The sequence below is a fragment of the bacterium genome (assembly GCA_013360195.1).
Lineage (GTDB): Bacteria > Electryoneota > RPQS01 > RPQS01 > RPQS01 > JABWCQ01.
Genome location: JABWCQ010000011.1, coordinates 1 through 18,653 on the forward strand (window position 1 = coordinate 1; position 18,653 = coordinate 18,653).

Sequence of the window (18,653 nt, forward strand, 5' to 3'; positions counted from 1 at the left end):
AACACTCGCCGCCGTCACACGACGCCGTCAACGGCGTCAGTGTATACAGAATCGCATTGAACTGCGCTTGGCTCACTGAAGCCACCGCCAGCATCGCCAGTGCGACAAATAGCATTTTGATCTTCATTTACAGTCTCCTTGACAAAAGTATTTCAAACTAAATCTCAGTTCGTCTTACATCAACCGCTTACTTCGTCGCGCCAGTGGTCTTCACTGAGCCTGACTTGACCGAAGACGTCTTCACATTCTCATTGCTCACCGGAGCTTTCGTGATGCCCGGAGTCGGAAGCAGGATGCCGGAATTCATTGCGGCCGCTGCGCCAGTTGCATAGTCATAGGTCCAAGCGCCGTTCGGGTGCGGGCGGTTCTGGATAAAGTACGCTTGTCCCGGGACAATCTGGGTCAACGTACCTGACCATGTCGTTCCTGCCGCGTTCACACGGGCAATCGCACCACCGATTTGAGCCGCGATCTGGTCGGACGAAAGTGCCGTACCACCCGTAAAGCCCTGAGCAACCAACTGCGGACCAACCTGGGTTGCAACTACGATGTTACGCGAATCGCGCCATGACAACGGCGTCGAAGCGACTGACACGCCACCAGTGACCGAGAGCGTACCGTAGCCACCGGCGTTGTCAACATCACCAGCCAAAACCAACGTGCGATTCGCACCGGTCTTGTTCTGATAGAAGTACGCACGGCCGGGAACCATGGATGCGCCAGTCTCGAGCGAGCCTGTCCACGTACCTGTCGTCGAACGATACGCAAATGCGCCACCGTCTTGACGGACGATACGGTCGGCCGAAGTCACCGTTCCCTGAGCAGTCTGGGCACCGATGATCGACGACGGACGGGTCGACTCTACACCGTATTGCGGCACGTTGGAGACCACGTTCCAAAACTTGAACGGGAGACCAAACGGGAGAACCGCTTGAACGCCCGGAGTACCCGAACCAGTCGAATTCAGCTTCACGTAGCCGACATCGTTCGACGGATCGGACTGCTGGGCGAAAGCAGTCGCCGCAAACAGCATACACACGATCACAAGCATGACTTTCTTCATCTTTTCCTCCTTAACTTCGAGAACTGCGACATGCAATTCCCATCTTATCGTTACACACTCATCAAGTCCCGAGGCTGTTAACCCCGAAACTCAAACAAAAACTTAAACTTGGCTCTTTTCGTCCAGCATAATCGCAGGGCTTACCCTACTTAATATACTTGCTGAACTATATGCCTCTTCCGCCATTCCCGGAAAATGGAGGCACAGCATTCAAATCCCCGAGTGGGTCAGCCCTTCAAAATCGGCTCCTATCCACTCGGATAATTGCTTGTTTCTTAAGCCCCTTGCGAGACTCCAAAAACACTGTAATACGGCTTACGCCGCAGACAACTGATATTAGCTAAAACTCGACCGGATGTCAAGAGTTTTTCAACATCCCGCAAGAAAAGTCTAAAAAGTAGTCAGAACGGAAGGTCCTCATCCGGTCCTGAACCAAAATGGGTCGGTTCCGGTTGCGAATGGCTTGATTCTCCAATACTTTCGCCACCTTCCTTGGGTGAAAGATTGCGAATTGTATTGGCCAGAATTTCAAATGACGTGCGTTTCTGACCCTCCTTGTCCTCCCAGTTCCTCATCGAGATCCGGCCTTCAACATACGCCAGATTCCCCTTCTTGAAGGACTCACTCGCCCGCTCAGCAGCCTGTCCAAACACGACAATCGTGTGCCACGTCGTTTCTGACTGCCAATTCCCCTGCTGATCCTTGCGGTTCTCATTCGTTGCCAACGTGAACCGCGCCACCGCCATGCCGCTGGGAGTGTACCTCATCTCCGGGTCCTTGCCCAAGCGTCCAATCAATGTAACTCGATTGACCAAAATATACTCCTACTGTGTTTGCAATTTATTTGAATTCTCAAATCGCTCTTCTCTGAAATTCAGCGTTTACAAGCTCACCGTGCTTTCCACGCTGTTATGAGAGGCCGTCTGCCTGTCCCGCCTCCGCGAAATCAACAGCCAAAAGAGTCCTCCCACCACGATACCTGCGGCATCCGCCAGCAAATCCCCCGTCTCTGCACTCCTCGTCGACGTCTGCGTCTGCAAAACCTCAATCAGTCCTCCCATCCCCAAACACACTGCTGCCGCCGTCAGCAATGGCCGCGTCTGTCCGGGAGTATCCTCAAGCGCCCCCGCCCACACAATACTGCCAATCAAGAATGCCAATGCGTGCAGCACCTTGTCCGAAACAGGCGCCGTTATCAGCTCCACATTTCGAATCGGTGTAATCGCCAGACTAAGTACCACCGCCGACCAGACCACTGCCGAAGCTTCCCAGAAGCGGCGCGAAGAAGAGTTCACAGTTGAAGCTTATTCGTTTTCTGTTTCCGTTGCCAGTTCATCAATCGCCGCCGGCAAATGTGCTATCACATCGCTCGGCAGCAGCGACACCTCGCCCAGCACGTCCGCCGCAATATCTGCCGCCAGCCCGTGCACATACGCGCCGCCCCACGCACACGCCCCTGCCGGAATTCCCTGTGCACACAATGCCCCAACTATTCCCGCCAGCACGTCTCCCGAGCCGCCCGTTGCCAACCCCGGATTACCCGTCGTGTTCACATAGACCTTGCCATCTGTGGTCACTGTTGCAGACGAGGAACCTTTCACATGCACGACCACCTGATGCTGCCGTGCAAACTCCCGCGCCGCCGCGATTCGCTCATGCACAGTCGGCAAACTCGTGCCACACAGCCGCTCAAGCTCGCCCGGATGCGGAGTCAGGATGGCGTTTACCGGAAGCTTGTCCTGCAAATGATGAGCGGCAATCAAATTCAATCCGTCCGCGTCAATGACCAGCCGCTTGTTTGATGCTAAAATATCATTTAACAGATGCGCCGTTTCCGCGTCTTGTCCCAGACCCGGTCCTACGGCCACTGCATCCGCCCATTTCAGCAGCGGCTCCAGCTTCTCTCTTGCCGCATAAGAGATACACCCGCCTGCGGTTTCCGGCAGTCCGACCGTCATCAGTTCCGGCTGCCTCGTGACTTCGGAGCGAACACACTCCGGTGTCGCCACCATCACCAATCCGGCTCCACAGCGCAAGGCCGCTCCTGCTGCCAGTCGCGCCGCGCCGCTCATCCCCTTGGACCCCGCAATCAGCAGCAATTTGCCGTAGTTCCCCTTGTGAGAATTGGCAGGCCGCTCCGGAAACAGTGTTGCCGCGTCGTCATGCTCGGGAAGGAAATATGTGGCTTTGAGCGCGTCGTCCGCTGATATCGGAAGCGAGATGGGTACGATGTGCACTTCGCCGGCATGCTTCCGGCCCGGCTCAAGATATAGTCCCGGTTTGCCGCATTGAAACGTGATAGTAAAGGTCGCATCGAGCGCGATTCCCAGCTCCGCTCCCGTATCCGCATTCACACCGCTCGGCAGGTCAAGGGCTAACACCGGAAGCTCGGTTTGATTCAACAGCTCAATCGCCTCAGCGAACAATCCCGTCACCTTGCGTTCCAAGCCCGTTCCGAACATCGCGTCCACGACAAGATCATACCCCTCAAACTCGAGATCTTCCCCCGTCTCCGGCTCAATCATCGGTATGTCCAGCTTCGCCGCCGCCTCAAAGTTTATCTTGGCATCACCGCTAAGCTTCACCGGGTCATCCATCAGCCAAATCTCAACATCGCACCCCCGCAAAAACAGCTGCCTCGCCAGTGCAAACCCGTCACCGCCGTTGTTTCCCGGCCCGCACAGAACTCCAATGGTCAGCAAGTCCACGTCCCCGAGTTCCTTTTCAATCAGGTCAAGTGCGGCAAGAGCGGCATTCTCCATGAGCACGATGCCCGGGATTCCCATTTCCGTGATGGCCCGGCGGTCGAAACCCCGCATTTGCTCAGAGGTAAAGAGTGGTAACATAGTTGGAGTCAGGTGCTAAACAGATGTTCCCCAATTTACACAATCTCTCCGGCATTCTCAATAGGTTTATTTCTTACTTTGCTCGTCCGGAACAATCTTCTGTATCCCCCCGTTTTACTTATAAACGGATAAATAGGTCTTTTAATCATCTGGAGCTAGTCATGCGCACTATTACTTCCCTATCCCTTCTCCTCTTTACAATCACTGCTCTTTGTCTGCTATTCGCTCAACCGGCATGGGCACATTGCGATTCCATGGACGGACCCGTCATCAGCGATGCAAAACGCGCCTTGGAGGCGGGCAACCCGGCACCCGCCCTGAAATGGGTGAGCGCTGAAAACGAATCGCAGGTTACTCACGTGTTCGAGCAAACACTCCGCGTGCGGGAACTTGGAGGAGAAGCTCGATCTCTTGCCGACCGTTACTTCTTTGAAACTCTCGTTCGAGTGCATCGCGCCGGTGAAGGCGAACCCTATACCGGACTGAAGGAGGCCGGGTCGGTTGATGAAGGTATTCTTGTTGCCGACCGTGCCCTTGAGACAAATACCGGAAAGGCGTTGGCCGGCGAGTTAAGCAAGCAAATTGAAGCGGAAACTATATCCCGCTTTGAACAAGCTTCCGCCGCCCGTCAAATTGCCGACAACTCTGTTGACAGCGGACGGGAGTTTGTCGAGGCCTACGTGAACTACATTCATTTCGTTGAAGCTGTTCAAAACCTTGGCCGAAAGCATACTGCTCAAACCAAATCTGCCCAGTCTCATGACGGGCACTCCGCCCATCAGCATTAGCTCTCACTGTCTTGCCTTTGCCTTGTCTTCGCTCCCCTCGCGTTTCGCGAGGGGAGTTTTTTTGAAGATGCCCCTCCTCCAAATCAGAATCTGACCAAAAAAGTATGAATCTATTTTCAATAGATAAAGAGTGTCGTCGTCAAACCTCAATTTCTGATTTTAAACTTCTTGCTTGACTTTGATTGCACTTTTGGTCAGGTTGATACAAATAGTATTGCGGATCGAGAGTATTCAGCCCGTAATACTGTACTTATTTGTCGAATACATGTCATCACGGCGACAACCTCGGCCTCCGGGCGGCTGTATCCGCGTCACCTATTAGGAAGGAAAACAGCAATGAACTTCTACTCATCTGTCAGACGTCTGATGTCTGCGGTTTGCATTTCGCTGTGTGCGCTGTTCATTACCTCTAATCAGGTCACTGCCCAATCCTGGGTCGCTCAGTCTATTCCGACTCCGGGCGATGTATTGGGTGTGTTCTTTCTCGACGGAAACAACGGCTGGGCGGTCGGCGGATATTGGGACAATCAGGACATTGTGCACAGCACCATTCTCCATACGTCAAACGGCGGCAACACTTGGCACGAACAAGTTAGCAACGCAAATACATTCTTGTTTGGAATTACGTTCGCTGACTTGTACAACGGATGGGCCTGCGGATGGTCTGGTGTCATACTGCATACCACGGATGGCGGAAACACGTGGGTTCTTCAAGACCCGGGAACAGACCATTCCCTGCTCGATATCACATGTGTCAGTCCCACCGAAGCCTGGGCGGTCGGACAATTTGCGACCATTCTGCACACGGTAGATGGCGGAATGACCTGGACTCAACAGGAGCACCCGCTGGATGGCACTACTATTGGACCGCGAAAAGTCGTGTTCCTCAATCCCAACCAAGGCTGGGCCTTCGGCGAATTCTATACGGTCTTTCAGACTGCCGATGGCGGACAGAACTGGACCTATCCCGGCATATTGACTCCAGGACAAATCTGGGGTGGAGACTTTGCCGACGCGAATAACGGCTGGGCGGTCGGACATCCGAACTATGGCCATTGGTTGCAGCCGAGCTTGATTCTCCACACGACGGACGGCGGCCAAACTTGGACACCCCAACCCAATCATAGCTCGCTCAGCGCTCTCATGGATGCGGCGGCGATTGATGCGAACAACGTCTGGGTTGTCGGCTACACTGGTATCTATCGTACGAATGACGGCGGACAGTCTTGGATTAATCAGCCTGCTGGTACAAGAAGGTATTTTGCCATCTCGGCGGTGAGCGAACATAATGCTTGGGCAGTCGGAGAATACAGCACCGTCCGCTGTTTCAGTGCCAACAGTCCGATTCAGTTGGGTTCCGTCTCTGTTGTTTCGTCAGGCCCACCCGATTGGACGTACTGTTTGAATTGGATTAGCGGCTCGTTGTCAAGGTTGACCTTTACCAACGTGTGTCACGGAACCATTGGCTCTGTAACCGGAGATGCTGCCCAAGTTGGATGGCAGGTCACGAACTACGTGGATTCGGTTGTCTTTACCGCCGCAACTCCGCTCATCGTTGGCAGCTTGACGGGATTTCGGCTGTCTCATCCTTCCTGTTCAGATTTTGTAAATTGGAGCGTTGGGGACAGCTCCGGCATCGTGGATGGGCCGCTTCCTGTCAATCTTCTTTCCTTTACGGCACAAACTGGTGACGCTTTGGTCAAACTGAACTGGAGCACGGGTTCAGAATACAATATCAGCCATTTCGAATTGCGGCGGGACGGTTGGTCTATTGCCAATGTGCAGGCGGCAAATAGTGTCGGAGGCGGCAGTTACTCATGGAGTGACCCGGTCGTTGTGAATGGCCAGACCTACCAATACTCTCTCAGTGCTGTCAATCTCGATGGCACACTTCAACTGCTTGGTACTTTAGAGGCCACTCCGCAGAGTGCGGCCATACCGGTTCGATTTTCACTCGCCCAGAATTATCCTAATCCATTCAATGCTTCGACCACGATTGAGTTCTCTCTGCCCGATGCGGCGGACATTTCGTTGAGGCTCTTTAATCTCGCCGGACAGGAAGTTGCTGTGCTTGCATCAGGCGTGCACTCCGCGGGTTCGCATTCTGTAAATCTGAATGCCAAGGAATTGTCCACCGGTATTTATTTCTATCGTCTCGAATCCTTGAACAAGTCCACTCAACAGAAAATGGTTTTGCTCAAGTAGCTTCTTGTTTTGTTCACACAAATCAAGAGGTCGAGCAAAGCAAGCTCGACCTCTTCTTTCTCCAAGGTGTTCTCTCTCAACGGCCCCCGCCCTACCCTTTCTATTTTCTCACATCTCGTTTTCCGATGATTCCTGATGCCTCTCTTTTTTGCCCACTATTTCCCTAATTTCAATTTGAACAAATGTTTATTAAGTTCAATAAAATGAAATTTTCTCTTGACATGTTGCATTTTCAGTATTATATTGTATGCACAATTTCGACCTATTAATCGCGCAGGACCCTACGCATTAGCTCCGGTGGTAACTCGGGTATCAGCCCCTTAGGCTCGGCAAACAACCGGTGCCGCACTTTCGCAATCATCCGGTAAACTTCGTTCCATATCTTCATCGGCAGCATGTCACATGCTGCGACGACGCCCCGCCAAAAGCGGCCGCAGTAGCGCAGCAGATAAAACACTGCCGCCGCTTCCGACAGCAGTCGCTGTTCTGTTTCATGATAAACCAAGATACTTCGAGGTGTCAGGCTGATTCCCCTGGACTGCGCAAATGTACGGTAGGTCTCGGACTGAATCGGAGCAAAGTAGAGACGCTCACCGCGATCCCGCGTCAGCAAAAAAACAACGGCCCTGTGGCACAAACCACAACGGCCGTCATAAAACGCGGTTATTTGCTCAATGCTCATGAAAAGGAACTCTCAAGCTCAGGCTCCTTTAACATTTTCCGCCGCCACGCGAGGTACATCCACACTGCCGGAGGCAGCAACAGCGCCGATGCGCCAATGCCGCCTTCAACACCAAGCGCTCCGCCCGTCCACAGTTTCGGCCCGCCAATCTGCACAAGGTCTGATGCCCACAAGTCGATGCTCGTCACTGGAAGCCCCAGCAGCGGACCCATCGCGTAATTCCACCCGAAGTGCGCGCCAATCGGCAGCCACAATGAACGGCTGTAGAGAAACACGTAGCCCAACAGCATACCGATGACAAACAGATTGGCAAGCAGGAGCAGCGCGTCCAACTTAAGCAGCGTCCAGTGCAGCAACACGAACAGCACAGAGGACACAATCACTCCGGCGTGAGAACCGAAGTTCGCCCGCACCATCTGCTGCACGTAGCCGTGAATTAACGTCTCCTGCTGCACGGTATTGAACAGCATTGCCAGCGTCACCCATCCAAGCTCTCTATTCAGCGGCCCAGGACCTCCGCCCGCCTTGACAAAACCCAGCACGGCCAGCACGCCAATCAGCACGAAAAGCCAGAGACTCCCGGCTGCGGTGCCAAGCGCGAAATCCTTGACCACTCGCCGGGGCGAGAATCCCACCCGTGTCATGGAGACCCTGTCCGCATAGCGTGTCATCGCCAGCGCCGCAAGCACGAGCGTCACCATTGCCAGAAGCTCAATGACCATCCGGCCGCGTGCCGTGGCAATCGTTTCGTACTCCGTCTCAGGATACAGAATGAACGGCAGTACAAACGGAATATACAGAGCTAAGAAAAGACCGACAAACAGCACGAGCTTCCAGCTCACAGACCAAAGTCGGCGAGGGAAGCTCGTGCCAGTGCCGTTAGGCTGATGAAGCATAGGCCTATAAGCCTATGTTACTTCAACAGCAGCAGTTTTGTTATCCGCTCCGCTGTCGGAGTCTTCAGTACCGCGAAATAAGTACCTGAGGCCATCTCCGCGGCATTCCACTGCACACGGTGGACACCGGCAGTCAGCATACCTTGGTGCAGCACCGCGACCTCCTGGCCGGCCAGATTGTGAATTACCACACGCACATCCGAATTCTGCGGCAGTGCGAAGTCAATCGTCGTCTGCGGGTTGAACGGATTCGGGAAAGCTTCGATCACATAATCCGTCGGAACTAGCGTCGGGTCATCACCTAGTCCGCTTTGAATAATCACCCGCGGAGTCCACGTCACCGAGTCGCAAAACTCGAAGTCGCAGGCGCGGCACTTCACCGTGTTCTGGTTCAGCGTGATGAAGCGGTGGTTGTAGGTCGGGCTGTTGGTTCCGACCGGGTTGCCATTGTGGAACCACTGATAGTTCAGCGTCTGACCGTCGGGGTCTTCCGCCAACACCGAGAAATTGATGGTCGTGTTGAAAATCACTGTGTCCAGCGTGTCCGGCGACGGAACCGCAGCCGTGATAACCGGCGGATGATTTTCCTGTCCCGGAATGCGAACCGTTGCGCGCAGCATCACGTCCGCTTCATTCAACAGACGGTTCTCTGCCCAGCCGCCCGCGGCTTCCCACGAACGACGCGAGATTCCCTGAGCAGACGTCGTGTCGACGCCAAACACTGCGGTCGTTCCCGCCGTCGTGTACCAGGCCACATAGAAGCTGCCGTCATTGATGATGACTTCGCCCGCTTCAACCGTCACGCTGTTCCAGCCGACCGTCGGATTGTTCACGTCCGCCGCCCAGATGATGTCGCCGGGTGAACCGTTGGGACCGTTGTCATCGAGAATCTGAATCTCAAACGCGCCGACCGTCGTCACGTAGCAGCGCGCGCTGATGACTTCGCACGGATAAACCGGCGGTTCAAATTCCATACCCATTCCGCCTTCGCCACCGGCCCAGCTCCAATCGCGGTCCGGCGTGCCGTCGTCATAAACCAACTCGCCCGGCAGAGTCACCACGTGTGCTTCGGCACGAACCGAGTTGTTGGCCGCGTTCATGTCACCGGTCAGAGTCACGGTTCCTACGATACGGAACACGCCGTCCGTGCTCGGCACCCAAACATCCGGAATATTCGTATCGATCACCTGACTCGGGTTAATCGTCGTGCCGGTGATATTGCTCTGAGTAATCAGCGTGTTGTTCGTCTGGCGGATTGCATAGTTTGCCGTGTAGGCCGTCTCCACCTGGTTGCCGGCGTTGCGTACGCTCAAGAAACCGTCAAGGGTGTCTGCATTCTGAATGAAGATACCTTGGGAAAGGTGGTTCTGTGTTCCAGCGACCGCAAGGTCATGCACCTGGAACGTGATTTCATCGGGATAGTAGAACTTGATGGCCGTGCCATTGGTCGGCGACGTGCCAAAGAAGTTCGAGATACCAATCTGTCCCGTCAGATTCTCAATACCAACAGCGATGTTGTTGTTGGAAATCGCGCCCGTCTGCGGTCCGTATTGGAACGTGATGGAGGAGTCCGCGCCGGACAGAATCAACTGGAAGTTGTGATTACCGTCGTTGCCGGTTTCGAGCCACGCGGCTACGTTCACCCACGACACAATCAGCGTATCCTCGCTATTCGTCCAGTAGTAGCACTCGCTCGCTTCACCCGTGCCGAAGAACCAATCGGCCACGAACGGTCCAACGATGTCATTCGGTGCTGCGGCATTCGGAAACTGCGGAATCGGCTGCGCAAGCTGGCCGGCCGTCGAAAACTTGATGTAGCCGTTCGAACCGACTGAGAACGAACTTACGTCGTACCAGTAGAAACGGAAGTTCCAGCCAATCTGGAACGGGCCGACGAAATTGTCATCCGTCAAACCGTTCACACGGGTTCCGTTCGTGGTAATGTCAATCCAGGCGAAGTCGGGACCGTCCGGCTCGTTCTGGTCTTTCGCAAGGTAACCGAACTGGTCGGGACCCCATTGCGTGTCGAGACTCTGTGGAGTGCCGCGCCAAATATCGGCCGGACCTGAGCCACTCTTGGCAAAGCTAATTGACATGCTCGCAATTAGCAGCGCAAACAAAAACCAACGCTTCATCTTGTTGCTCCTTTCAAGGCTGCGGGACTGCCGGGACCACCGGAAGTCGTACAAAAAAGTAGTTAGAGGTTAATCTATTGAACTGTCGTCTTCGGGAAAAATCATGACTACGGCCGCGGCCGTGGTTCTGGTATGTGTCAATGATACGGAAATTCGCATCGGAAATTCGGCGTACGGACCGTGAATGCGAACACGCGGGCCCTTGCCCGGAACCGTCAGCACTTCGACATCGCGAAAGGCCAGATGCTCGCCAATTCCTGTGCCGAGCGCTTTTGCCACTGCTTCCTTCGTCGCCCAGCGAGCCGCCAATGACTCTTCTGCTTTGGCGCGCTTCAGACATTCTGCAAGTTCGCTCTCGGTAAATATTCTTTCGAGAAATGCCCTGTCGTCGAGATGTTTGGCTATCCGTTCAACTTCCACGAGGTCTATTCCCAATGAAGGCAGAATCGGTGTCGGCGGAGTTTTTTCGGTCATCTGGTCGGTAACGGCGATGCCAATTGCGCGGAAACTTGTGACGCGATCACGACGTACGTGGTCTGACCGAACGGTTCGGCCAGTGCTCCTTCATGCACATACTCCGGAAAAGCATTCGCGCCGACAAACTGAGCGGTGCTCCAATCAAACTCGCCGGACGTTGTTCTGAACACCCAATACTCCACAGCGTCAGGCACTTCCGTCCAGCGCAACCTGATGTTCTGTGTCCCTGTGATGTGCACAATGTTTAAGTCGTCAATGGGCGCCAGGTGGAAGAACGGATACGGTCCGAGGTCAGGCAGCGTGCCGTCAGGGTCCTGCGGACTATTGGCTGAGCCGGCATTTATCAAATGCGAGGTATGGTGGAGACTGAATTCGCCGTACGGGCCGAGCGGGTCAAATCCGGGCGACGTGAACAGGTTGCCGTACACGTCAATCGAATCGCCATTCTCATTCAGGTTCTGAAGAACTCCGAAGTTCGGCGGCGCTCCCTGCAGGTTCGTCGGTCTGGTATGAAAAGCCGTGAAGCGCAGTGTATCTATATCCGGTCCGGCCATGAAACCGTGAATTGCGTTCTCGACAAAAACACACTGGTGAATCGTCATATTCGCATCCGAATACACCGTGGAGTAATTCCCTCCCCAGTTTCGATAGAACAGACAATTCGTGAACCGCAGCGTGTCTCCAGTTGGAGCAAAGACTGCGCCGTAATTTCCTGTATAGCCGTCGTGGCGGGATTCATTGCGGGAAAACACACAGCGATTAAACTCGACTTTGCCGCCGTCCACCAGATGCGCTACTCCGCCTGACAACGAGAGGTTGCTGTCGAATACACAACTTTCAAAACGGAAGTTCGAATTGTCGGCATAGACCACGCCGCCCCAAATCGTTCCCTTGTTTCCGTAGAACTCAGTTGAATCCACCGTGACTTCACAATCATAGAAACAAAGCGCTCCGCCGTCGAGCGCCCGGCTGTACTTTACGGTGCAACCGGATATTTCAATTTGACTGCTGTTGGCACGAACCGCCGCGCCGCAACCCCCTTCCCTGCCGTTTTCAAAAAACGTACTATTCTCGATGCGCAATGATTGAGTCAGCACATTAACACCGAACCCGGTGTTGTAACGAAAATTCAAATCCCGGATTTCGTGCAGGCCGCCCATTACCCGTATGACGCCGTCCCACGAAGAGGCGAATTCGACGATCGTATTTCGCAGAACTGATGAATCCCCTGTGGAATTCGCGAATGCCAATCCCTGCCAGCGAGTGGGATAGGTCACCGTATCCTGAGTGAAAAGAACCGGGTCGGCGGCTGTGCCCTCGCAATGCAGCCGCCCGTAAACGGTCAGGCGCTGACCTCCGTGCAATTCGACGCGAACACCCGGCTCGATTTGCAACTCCTGCCCCGTTTGCACAACGAGACTGCCGGTCGCGATGTACGGATTCCCCATGATCGTCCAGACCCCGCTCACAGCGCCGGAGACATAGGTCGTGTCCGCATCGGCCTGAAAGACAATGACCAGAGACAAAATGGTCACAAAGTGCGACTTCATTTCACCCTCCATTTTGGAGTTATCCCGAGGATGGGTCGAACTATCGCTGCAACGTCAGCTGTGCCGAAGCGGCGGAGACTTGCGAAGCAATGACCACGTACGTGAATTGCTGAAACGGTGCGCTAAGCGCGCCAAGAACAACAAACTCGTCGGCTGGAGTGGAGCCCACGAAGCTTGCGGAGTTCCAATTAAACTCACTAGCGAGTGAGTGGAATATCCAGTACTCCGCGGCCTCTTCATGGCCAATCCAGCGCAAACGGATATCGTCTGTTCCGTCCACAAGTTCAATGGTAACATCGCGCACAGGGTCCAAGCGATAAAACGCATGCGGACCGATGTCGGGCAGCGTGCTGTCAGGGTCGAGTCCCAGATTCGGGTCGCCCGCGTCTATCCAGTGCGACGTATGGTGCAAACTGAATTGCCCGTGCGGACCCAACGCGTCAAAATTGGCCGGAATGGAGAGATTACCGAAGGCGTCCGTTGAATCGCCGTTGATGTTCACGGCGCTCATTCGGCCAAATCCCGACGGACCGACAACCTCTAATCTAAAATTGGGATTGCTGAAGACACAGTGGCGTATCGTATCAACATCGCCGACAATGGACGGGTACAAGTTGTCCAGAAACCCCGTATTGAACATCCACGTGTTTCCCGCTACCCGCAACGCTCCGCCCGTCGCCCCCCAATTCCCAATAAACAAGCAATTTGAAATCTGCTGTGGACCGGGTGCATTCATCACAAAGCCGCCATAGGTCCCAGTGCGGCCATCACTATACACGGCACGATTGTCGCGGACAATGGTACGCTCAAATCGTACTCCCGAGTTGCCGACAATCATTCCGCCTCCGCCACTCGTAGCTTTGTTGCTGTCCACGACACAATGTGTCAGGGTCACACGAGAGCTGTCTGCAAAGATGCCGCCTGCCCAAATGGACGCGCGGTTCCCGCGAATCAGACAACTGTCCAACGACAACGTGGAATAGAACGCGCAAATGCCGCCGCCGTCCATACCGGAATTGCCGTCAAAAACAGAGCGGCGAAAAACTATGTCCGACAAGTAGAGATGCGCGCCGCCGCCGCAAGCACTCATATGCCCGTTATTGACGAGCAGGATGTCCGTGAGTTCGGCCGTCGTTCGCTCCAGCTTCAGGCCGACTCCATCACAATTGCGAATGGTGATATGAGAAAAATCAACAGGCTGCTCCAACACGCTCAGAGCACCGCTGTAGCTTACCGCATTCTCGATGACAACGTGGCGCATGACAGACGTGTCTCCTGACGTATTCATGAAGCGGAGACCGCGCCATCTGTCGCCGACTAAACTTGTATCCTGCGTGAATAGCACAGGGCTGTGTGTTTCGCCCGCGCATTCCAAGTGACCTGTGATGTTAAACTGGTCGCCGCCTGTGAAGTGAACCTGTACGCCGGGACGAATCAGCAGCGTGTCTTGCGCGGCAAGAAAGAGTGAACCTGTCGCGATGTAGGGATTACCCGCTGCAGTCCATTCTCCGTTCACATTTCCAGCAACAAAGGTCTGAGCGACAATTGCTCTTGCAAAGAGCAGACAAAACAGAATCCAACTTCCTGATTTCATCCGACCCTCCTTTGGACGGTGCGCAAAGTTTTGCACACCTGACTGCGTCAGAACAATGAGGTTTGGTCTTCGTCAATTTCCATCAAATTCAGGACTTGCAGGAGCTGACTGATGTCGTCGATGTCGTAATCCGCTCCACTCTCGACTGTGTTTTTTGTATCGCCGTAACGGGCGAATACAGTTACGATGCCAAGCTGCTTGGCTCCGACCATGTCCCGTTCAGGCCAGTCTCCGACCATGATGACTTCCCTGGGGGACAATCCCATGATGGCCAGAGCGCGCTCAAAGGGCACCGGTGATGGCTTGCGATGGCCGGTATCATCAAAGGTCACAACCGGGTCAAACATGTGATGTAAATCCAGCTGAGCGAGCCGCAGCCACGCCCCAAGTCTGGGAGCATCGGAAATGACGGCCAGCCGCAAACCCCGTCGCAGCAGCTCTGCCAAGGTTGAGCGGACGTGCGGGTAAGTGACCAAGTAATTATTGCGCGCCCGACGATAGGCGACAATGCCTGCCGCAAGCCATTTGAAATCGACGACCCGGTAGTGCTTTTGCAGAAATATATCAAAGATCTCCTGATTCTCAATGCCCACCTTGTCGTAAATCTCGTAGATGAGTTTGACGGCCTCGTCAGGCTGCATCGGCATGCCGGAGTCGATCATGGCGGTGACCGCGGCCTCGATGGATGCCCGCTTCATGCGCATGAAGTCCAGCAGGGTATTATCGAGGTCGAAGAGGATCCCGCGAATCATTGGCAAAGTAGGCTTTTAAGGGGTTAGGCAAATTACAATCTATTGACATTCTTGCTATTATGCAAGCATTTGCAGCAACCGCGCAGGATGTCACCCTTTTTGTAATATTCCCGTACGAAGTGCTGTTTAACCAAGCTATGTTATTGTTTTCTCGGGAAAGGCGCGTTGACAATGAATCCCACTATTGGTATATTGCAACGGGTGTTGCAGGTTGCCTGTCTTGCCATTGCGACGTCGGTTGCGGTGTCCAGCGAGGAAACCACCGTGTCCATTCCCGATCCGATCGGGTATGTCTCAGACTACGGACGGGTGATTGAACCGGAGTACGAGAGGAAGCTTGCGCAAATAGGAGCGGAGCTCGAGCGCAAGACGGGCGTGCGTATCCGGGTGCTGACCGTCCCGGACTTGGGCGGACAGAATCTCGATTTCGTCGCTAAGGCTCTTTTGGCAGCGTGGTCGGAATCTGAGACTGCGGCTCGAAACACGATTCTTATTCTGGATGCTCTGGCCGAGAAACGGCTGCGGATCGAACTGGGCGAGAATATCCCTAATCTGCTTACTGAAGAAGTCAGCCAGAGGGTACAGAAACAGGTGATGCTGCCGAACCTCGCCCAAGGTGATCGGGGCGAAGCCTATTTGCTCGCCGTTACTGAAATTTCTGTGGCAATCGGTCTGGAACAGCAGGTGGCATTGTACTCCGTGCCAGGATTCTTGAAACTTCAACCGGCGGTATACCGGCCGGACGGAGGACAAAAATCCAAGCTGCCGGACATCCTTCTGTTTATCCCGCTGCTTGCCTTCATGGTTGGAATGGCGCGGCTGGAGACGAAAATGGCCCGGGCGACCGTTGTCTTCGACAAGGCGTTTCGGCGGCGCTGGAGCGGGAGATTTACTAAGTTCAGAGGCAGAATCTGAGCGATTCTGATTGGGCAGGTACAGCATAGGGCAAGATAGAATTCTATGAAATTCCTCCGCGTTGCGGCGTCCGTATTCGTGTTGGTCTTGTTGGCCGGCTTTGCGCTGGCCTTCTCCGTTTATCAGAGTTACTCGGATCTGGCTGAGTTAAATCGAACGGCCAAACTGCGGTTTGCCGAATGGGAAGCGGCGCTTGCACCGCGGCGGGCCATGCTCGATGAGTTGACGGAAATGACCTCCGCCTATGACCAGCAGGCTTTTGAGTTTCAAGAGTCCGCCGAAAGAATTCTGGAGGATGCTCCGGAAGGCAATGATGTTGCCGCTAGAATTGCGATGCACATGCTGCATAACAGCACGTTCAATCAGTTGCGCGGGCTGGCCGTCAGATATCCTCAGCTAAGAAGTTCAAGCGCCTTTGTGGAGTGGGAAACCGGCTATCTGAAGAGCGAGATTGCTGAAGTGGCCGCGCGGACCGGTTACAACTCGGCTGTGAGGGATTATAACGCGGTGCTTGACTCCTTCACGGGCAAGCTCATCGCACTGCTGTTTACTGTTCCGCCCAAGCCGGTTATTCCCGGAGCCTAGCGGACCCCAATACCGGCTTGAGCTAGAAAAAAACCGCGACTGTGTCAGGCGCGGTTTTTTTGTCTGAATCGAGTTATATTGCCGTACGCAAGTCATGCGCACGGTGCGCGGTCACGGAGCCGGGGGCGGAGGTGACGGTGCCACCTCTTCAGTGCGGGTCGGTGCCTCTAAATCAATGATTTTGGTAGAGATCGTTGAGATCTCGCCATTGCAGGGGTTTTCGACCATCAGACGATACCAATCGTCATGTTCTGGTGCCGCTTCAGCAAAAACAAGCCAATGCGGGCGACGTTCATCGTATTTCATTAAATTCCTCATTAAGATCCCTCCACCCCTTTAACTCCGGGAAGGGCAACAAAGATGCCACGGGGTTAAGTCAAGTATTTTCAAAGTGATTCCGGAAGACAAGCTCGAAGAGATTCGTTTAGCCAACGATATTGTTGGGGTTGTGAGCGAGTACGTTGCTCTAAAGCGACGGGGCCAGAACCACTTCGGACTGTGCCCGTTTCACGAGGAAAACACGCCCAGTTTTTCGGTGCATCAGGGCCGTGGGATGTTTCGTTGCTTCGGTTGCGGGCGGGGAGGGAATGTGTTCGGGTTCATCATGGAGATTGAACGGGTCTCGTTCATTGAATCAGTTAAGATGCTGGCCGAACGCGCGCATATTGAGTTACCGGCCTACTCCCGGAAGGAGGGCGATGGCCCCACCGATAGCGAGCTCATCGTCGAGGCCAATCAAATCGCCCGGGATTACTTTCATACGAATCTGTTGAATCAGAACGGCGAAGGGGCAAAACGGGCGATGAGTTACTTGTTGTCGCGTGGTTTCACGGATGAGATCATCAGGGCATACATGATTGGATATGCACCGGATGGTTGGGACGGGCTGGCGAATCGCGCGCAGGGCAGCGGTGTGTCAACGGAAGTCTTTGTGAAAGCAGGCTTGCTGAAGACCGGGCAGCAGCAGGGACGTCCCTATGACGCATTTCGGGACAGGGTGATGTTTCCGATCCGGAACTTGGCGGGCCGTGTGATTGCTTTTGGCGGACGAAGACTGAGCGAACCGGAGCCCGGCGAACCGGCGGCAAAGTACATTAACTCTCCGGAAACCGCTGTTTATATCAAGGGCCGTGAATTGTTCGGCCTATGGGAGTCGCGCAATGAGATTCGCAGAGAGGACAGGGTTATTCTTGTCGAGGGTTACACTGATGCGATATCATTAGCGGCGGCGGGAATTCGTTGCGTTTGTGCCAGTTTGGGGACGGCTCTGACCGAACAACAGGCGAGGCTGCTCTTGCGGTTTGCTTCGAATGTCTTTATTCTCTATGATGGCGATGAAGCGGGGCTCAGTGCAGCACGGCGGGCGGCGGACGTCTTGCTGTCATGCGGTGCACAACCGAGAATCATTGAAATCCCGGGTGGCGATGATCCTGATTCATTCGTGCGCTCGCATGGGGCAGATGCGGTGTGGGAGCTTCTGGAACAGGCACGGAATATCGTTGAGTTTCACATCGACCGCGGCAAGTCAAACAAGGTGCCGATTGCGCAACTGGCGCGCGAGTTGGTGATTAGCGCGAGTCTGATTCCCTCCGTCATTGAGCGCGAAGTTTTTGTGCAGCAGATAGCGCAGAAGACAGGTTTATCCATGAACGCGTTGCTGTCGGAGCTTTCGCAGTTGAAACGCCCGCAGCCGCAGCGCAGCACAGCGCCGCGCTTGCCGGCATGGCCACCGAAGGGAGTAGAGTCGCTTCTGACGCGGGCATTGATGAGGACTCCTGAGATTCGCGATGAAGTTTTTCGACATTGGTCGCCGGATCAAATCCGGGACGAGAGGCTGAAGAAGATTCTGCTGTATCTTCACGAGAGTCATGCAGGTCATCGTTATCCCGACACGACTCATTTGCTGAGTGTTTTTCCTGAATCCCCCGAGCGGGACTTCATCGCGGCAACCGACGCCGAGGAATCCGATGAAGACAAGCGTGCCGACATAGACCGCAAGACCGCGATTGACTGCCTGCGGGCAATACAGGTTGAAGACGTGCGCAGCGAAATCGAAGCTATCAAGTTGCAAATTCGTAAAGAGCCGGACAACATGGAGCTGTCACGCAAGTTAATGGAACTCATTGCAAAGGAGAAGGCTCTGCGAAGTCAAGCTTCCGAATGAA

Annotated in this window: 17 protein-coding genes; 5 read left to right on the forward strand and 12 right to left on the reverse strand. The window is 54.4% G+C overall.

Going from position 1 to position 18,653, the window contains the following annotated elements; all coding sequences use genetic code 11:
* Positions 1-187: 187 nt before the first annotated feature.
* The 4 genes from HUU59_09035 to HUU59_09050 all read right to left on the reverse strand — a co-directional run bounded on the left by HUU59_09035 (position 188) and on the right by HUU59_09050 (position 3,909).
* Positions 188-1,063 (reverse strand): hypothetical protein, encoded by an 876-nt coding sequence (locus HUU59_09035; protein ID NUO19576.1) that lies wholly within the window; start codon positions 1,061-1,063, stop codon positions 188-190.
* A gap of 401 nt (positions 1,064-1,464) precedes the next feature.
* On the reverse strand, positions 1,465-1,830 hold the full coding sequence (locus HUU59_09040) for a single-stranded DNA-binding protein (protein NUO19577.1): 366 nt from the start codon (positions 1,828-1,830) through the stop codon (positions 1,465-1,467).
* Between the two features lie 114 nt (positions 1,831-1,944).
* Positions 1,945-2,358 (reverse strand): VanZ family protein, encoded by a 414-nt coding sequence (gene vanZ, locus HUU59_09045; protein NUO19578.1) that lies wholly within the window; start codon positions 2,356-2,358, stop codon positions 1,945-1,947.
* A 9-nt stretch (positions 2,359-2,367) separates the two neighbouring features.
* Positions 2,368-3,909 (reverse strand): NAD(P)H-hydrate dehydratase, encoded by a 1,542-nt coding sequence (locus HUU59_09050; GenBank protein ID NUO19579.1) that lies wholly within the window; start codon positions 3,907-3,909, stop codon positions 2,368-2,370.
* Positions 3,910-4,070: 161 nt separating this feature from the next.
* Between HUU59_09050 and HUU59_09055 the strand changes: the two genes are divergently transcribed.
* Both HUU59_09055 and HUU59_09060 read left to right on the forward strand, forming a co-directional pair.
* Complete coding sequence (locus tag HUU59_09055; GenBank protein ID NUO19580.1) at positions 4,071-4,697, forward strand: hypothetical protein; 627 nt, start codon at positions 4,071-4,073, stop codon at positions 4,695-4,697.
* A 336-nt stretch (positions 4,698-5,033) separates the two neighbouring features.
* Entirely contained in the window at positions 5,034-6,902 is a 1,869-nt protein-coding gene (locus HUU59_09060; GenBank protein NUO19581.1) for a T9SS type A sorting domain-containing protein, read from the forward strand.
* A gap of 265 nt (positions 6,903-7,167) precedes the next feature.
* On the opposite strand, the gene HUU59_09065 is transcribed toward HUU59_09060, so the two are convergent.
* From HUU59_09065 to HUU59_09095, 7 genes are all read right to left on the reverse strand, one after another.
* Positions 7,168-7,584 carry a DUF393 domain-containing protein gene (locus HUU59_09065; GenBank protein NUO19582.1) on the reverse strand — a complete coding sequence of 139 codons (417 nt, stop codon included), beginning with the start codon at positions 7,582-7,584 and terminating at the stop codon, positions 7,168-7,170.
* On the reverse strand, positions 7,581-8,480 hold the full coding sequence (locus tag HUU59_09070; protein NUO19583.1) for a CPBP family intramembrane metalloprotease: 900 nt from the start codon (positions 8,478-8,480) through the stop codon (positions 7,581-7,583). The genes HUU59_09065 and HUU59_09070 overlap by 4 nt, the downstream gene beginning before the upstream one ends.
* Positions 8,481-8,497: 17 nt before the next feature.
* Positions 8,498-10,615 carry a T9SS type A sorting domain-containing protein gene (locus HUU59_09075; GenBank protein ID NUO19584.1) on the reverse strand — a complete coding sequence of 706 codons (2,118 nt, stop codon included), beginning with the start codon at positions 10,613-10,615 and terminating at the stop codon, positions 8,498-8,500.
* 69 nt (positions 10,616-10,684) lie between these two features.
* A complete protein-coding gene (gene acpS, locus HUU59_09080; protein NUO19585.1) occupies positions 10,685-11,089 on the reverse strand; it encodes a holo-ACP synthase in 405 nt (134 codons plus the stop codon).
* The gene (locus tag HUU59_09085; protein ID NUO19586.1) at positions 11,086-12,642 is read right to left on the reverse strand and encodes a right-handed parallel beta-helix repeat-containing protein; all 1,557 of its coding nucleotides are present in this window, start codon (positions 12,640-12,642) and stop codon (positions 11,086-11,088) included. Before HUU59_09085 ends, acpS begins: the two co-directional genes overlap by 4 nt.
* Positions 12,643-12,682: 40 nt before the next feature.
* A complete protein-coding gene (locus HUU59_09090; GenBank protein ID NUO19587.1) occupies positions 12,683-14,236 on the reverse strand; it encodes a right-handed parallel beta-helix repeat-containing protein in 1,554 nt (517 codons plus the stop codon).
* A gap of 47 nt (positions 14,237-14,283) precedes the next feature.
* Complete coding sequence (locus HUU59_09095) at positions 14,284-14,988, reverse strand: HAD-IA family hydrolase (GenBank protein NUO19588.1); 705 nt, start codon at positions 14,986-14,988, stop codon at positions 14,284-14,286.
* 171 nt (positions 14,989-15,159) lie between these two features.
* Between HUU59_09095 and HUU59_09100 the strand changes: the two genes are divergently transcribed.
* Together HUU59_09100 and HUU59_09105 are read left to right on the forward strand one after the other, a co-directional pair.
* A complete protein-coding gene (locus HUU59_09100) occupies positions 15,160-15,903 on the forward strand; it encodes a TPM domain-containing protein (protein NUO19589.1) in 744 nt (247 codons plus the stop codon).
* A gap of 45 nt (positions 15,904-15,948) precedes the next feature.
* Positions 15,949-16,488 (forward strand): LemA family protein, encoded by a 540-nt coding sequence (locus HUU59_09105; protein ID NUO19590.1) that lies wholly within the window; start codon positions 15,949-15,951, stop codon positions 16,486-16,488.
* A 111-nt stretch (positions 16,489-16,599) separates the two neighbouring features.
* Here the strand turns inward: HUU59_09105 and HUU59_09110 are convergent, their stop codons facing one another.
* Positions 16,600-16,806, reverse strand: a complete 207-nt coding sequence (locus tag HUU59_09110) for a hypothetical protein (GenBank protein ID NUO19591.1) — start codon at positions 16,804-16,806, stop codon at positions 16,600-16,602.
* Positions 16,807-16,879: 73 nt separating this feature from the next.
* Here HUU59_09110 and HUU59_09115 point away from each other — a divergent pair, with 73 nt between their 5' ends.
* On the forward strand, positions 16,880-18,652 hold the full coding sequence (locus HUU59_09115; protein ID NUO19592.1) for a DNA primase: 1,773 nt from the start codon (positions 16,880-16,882) through the stop codon (positions 18,650-18,652).
* Position 18,653: the final 1 nt, after the last annotated feature.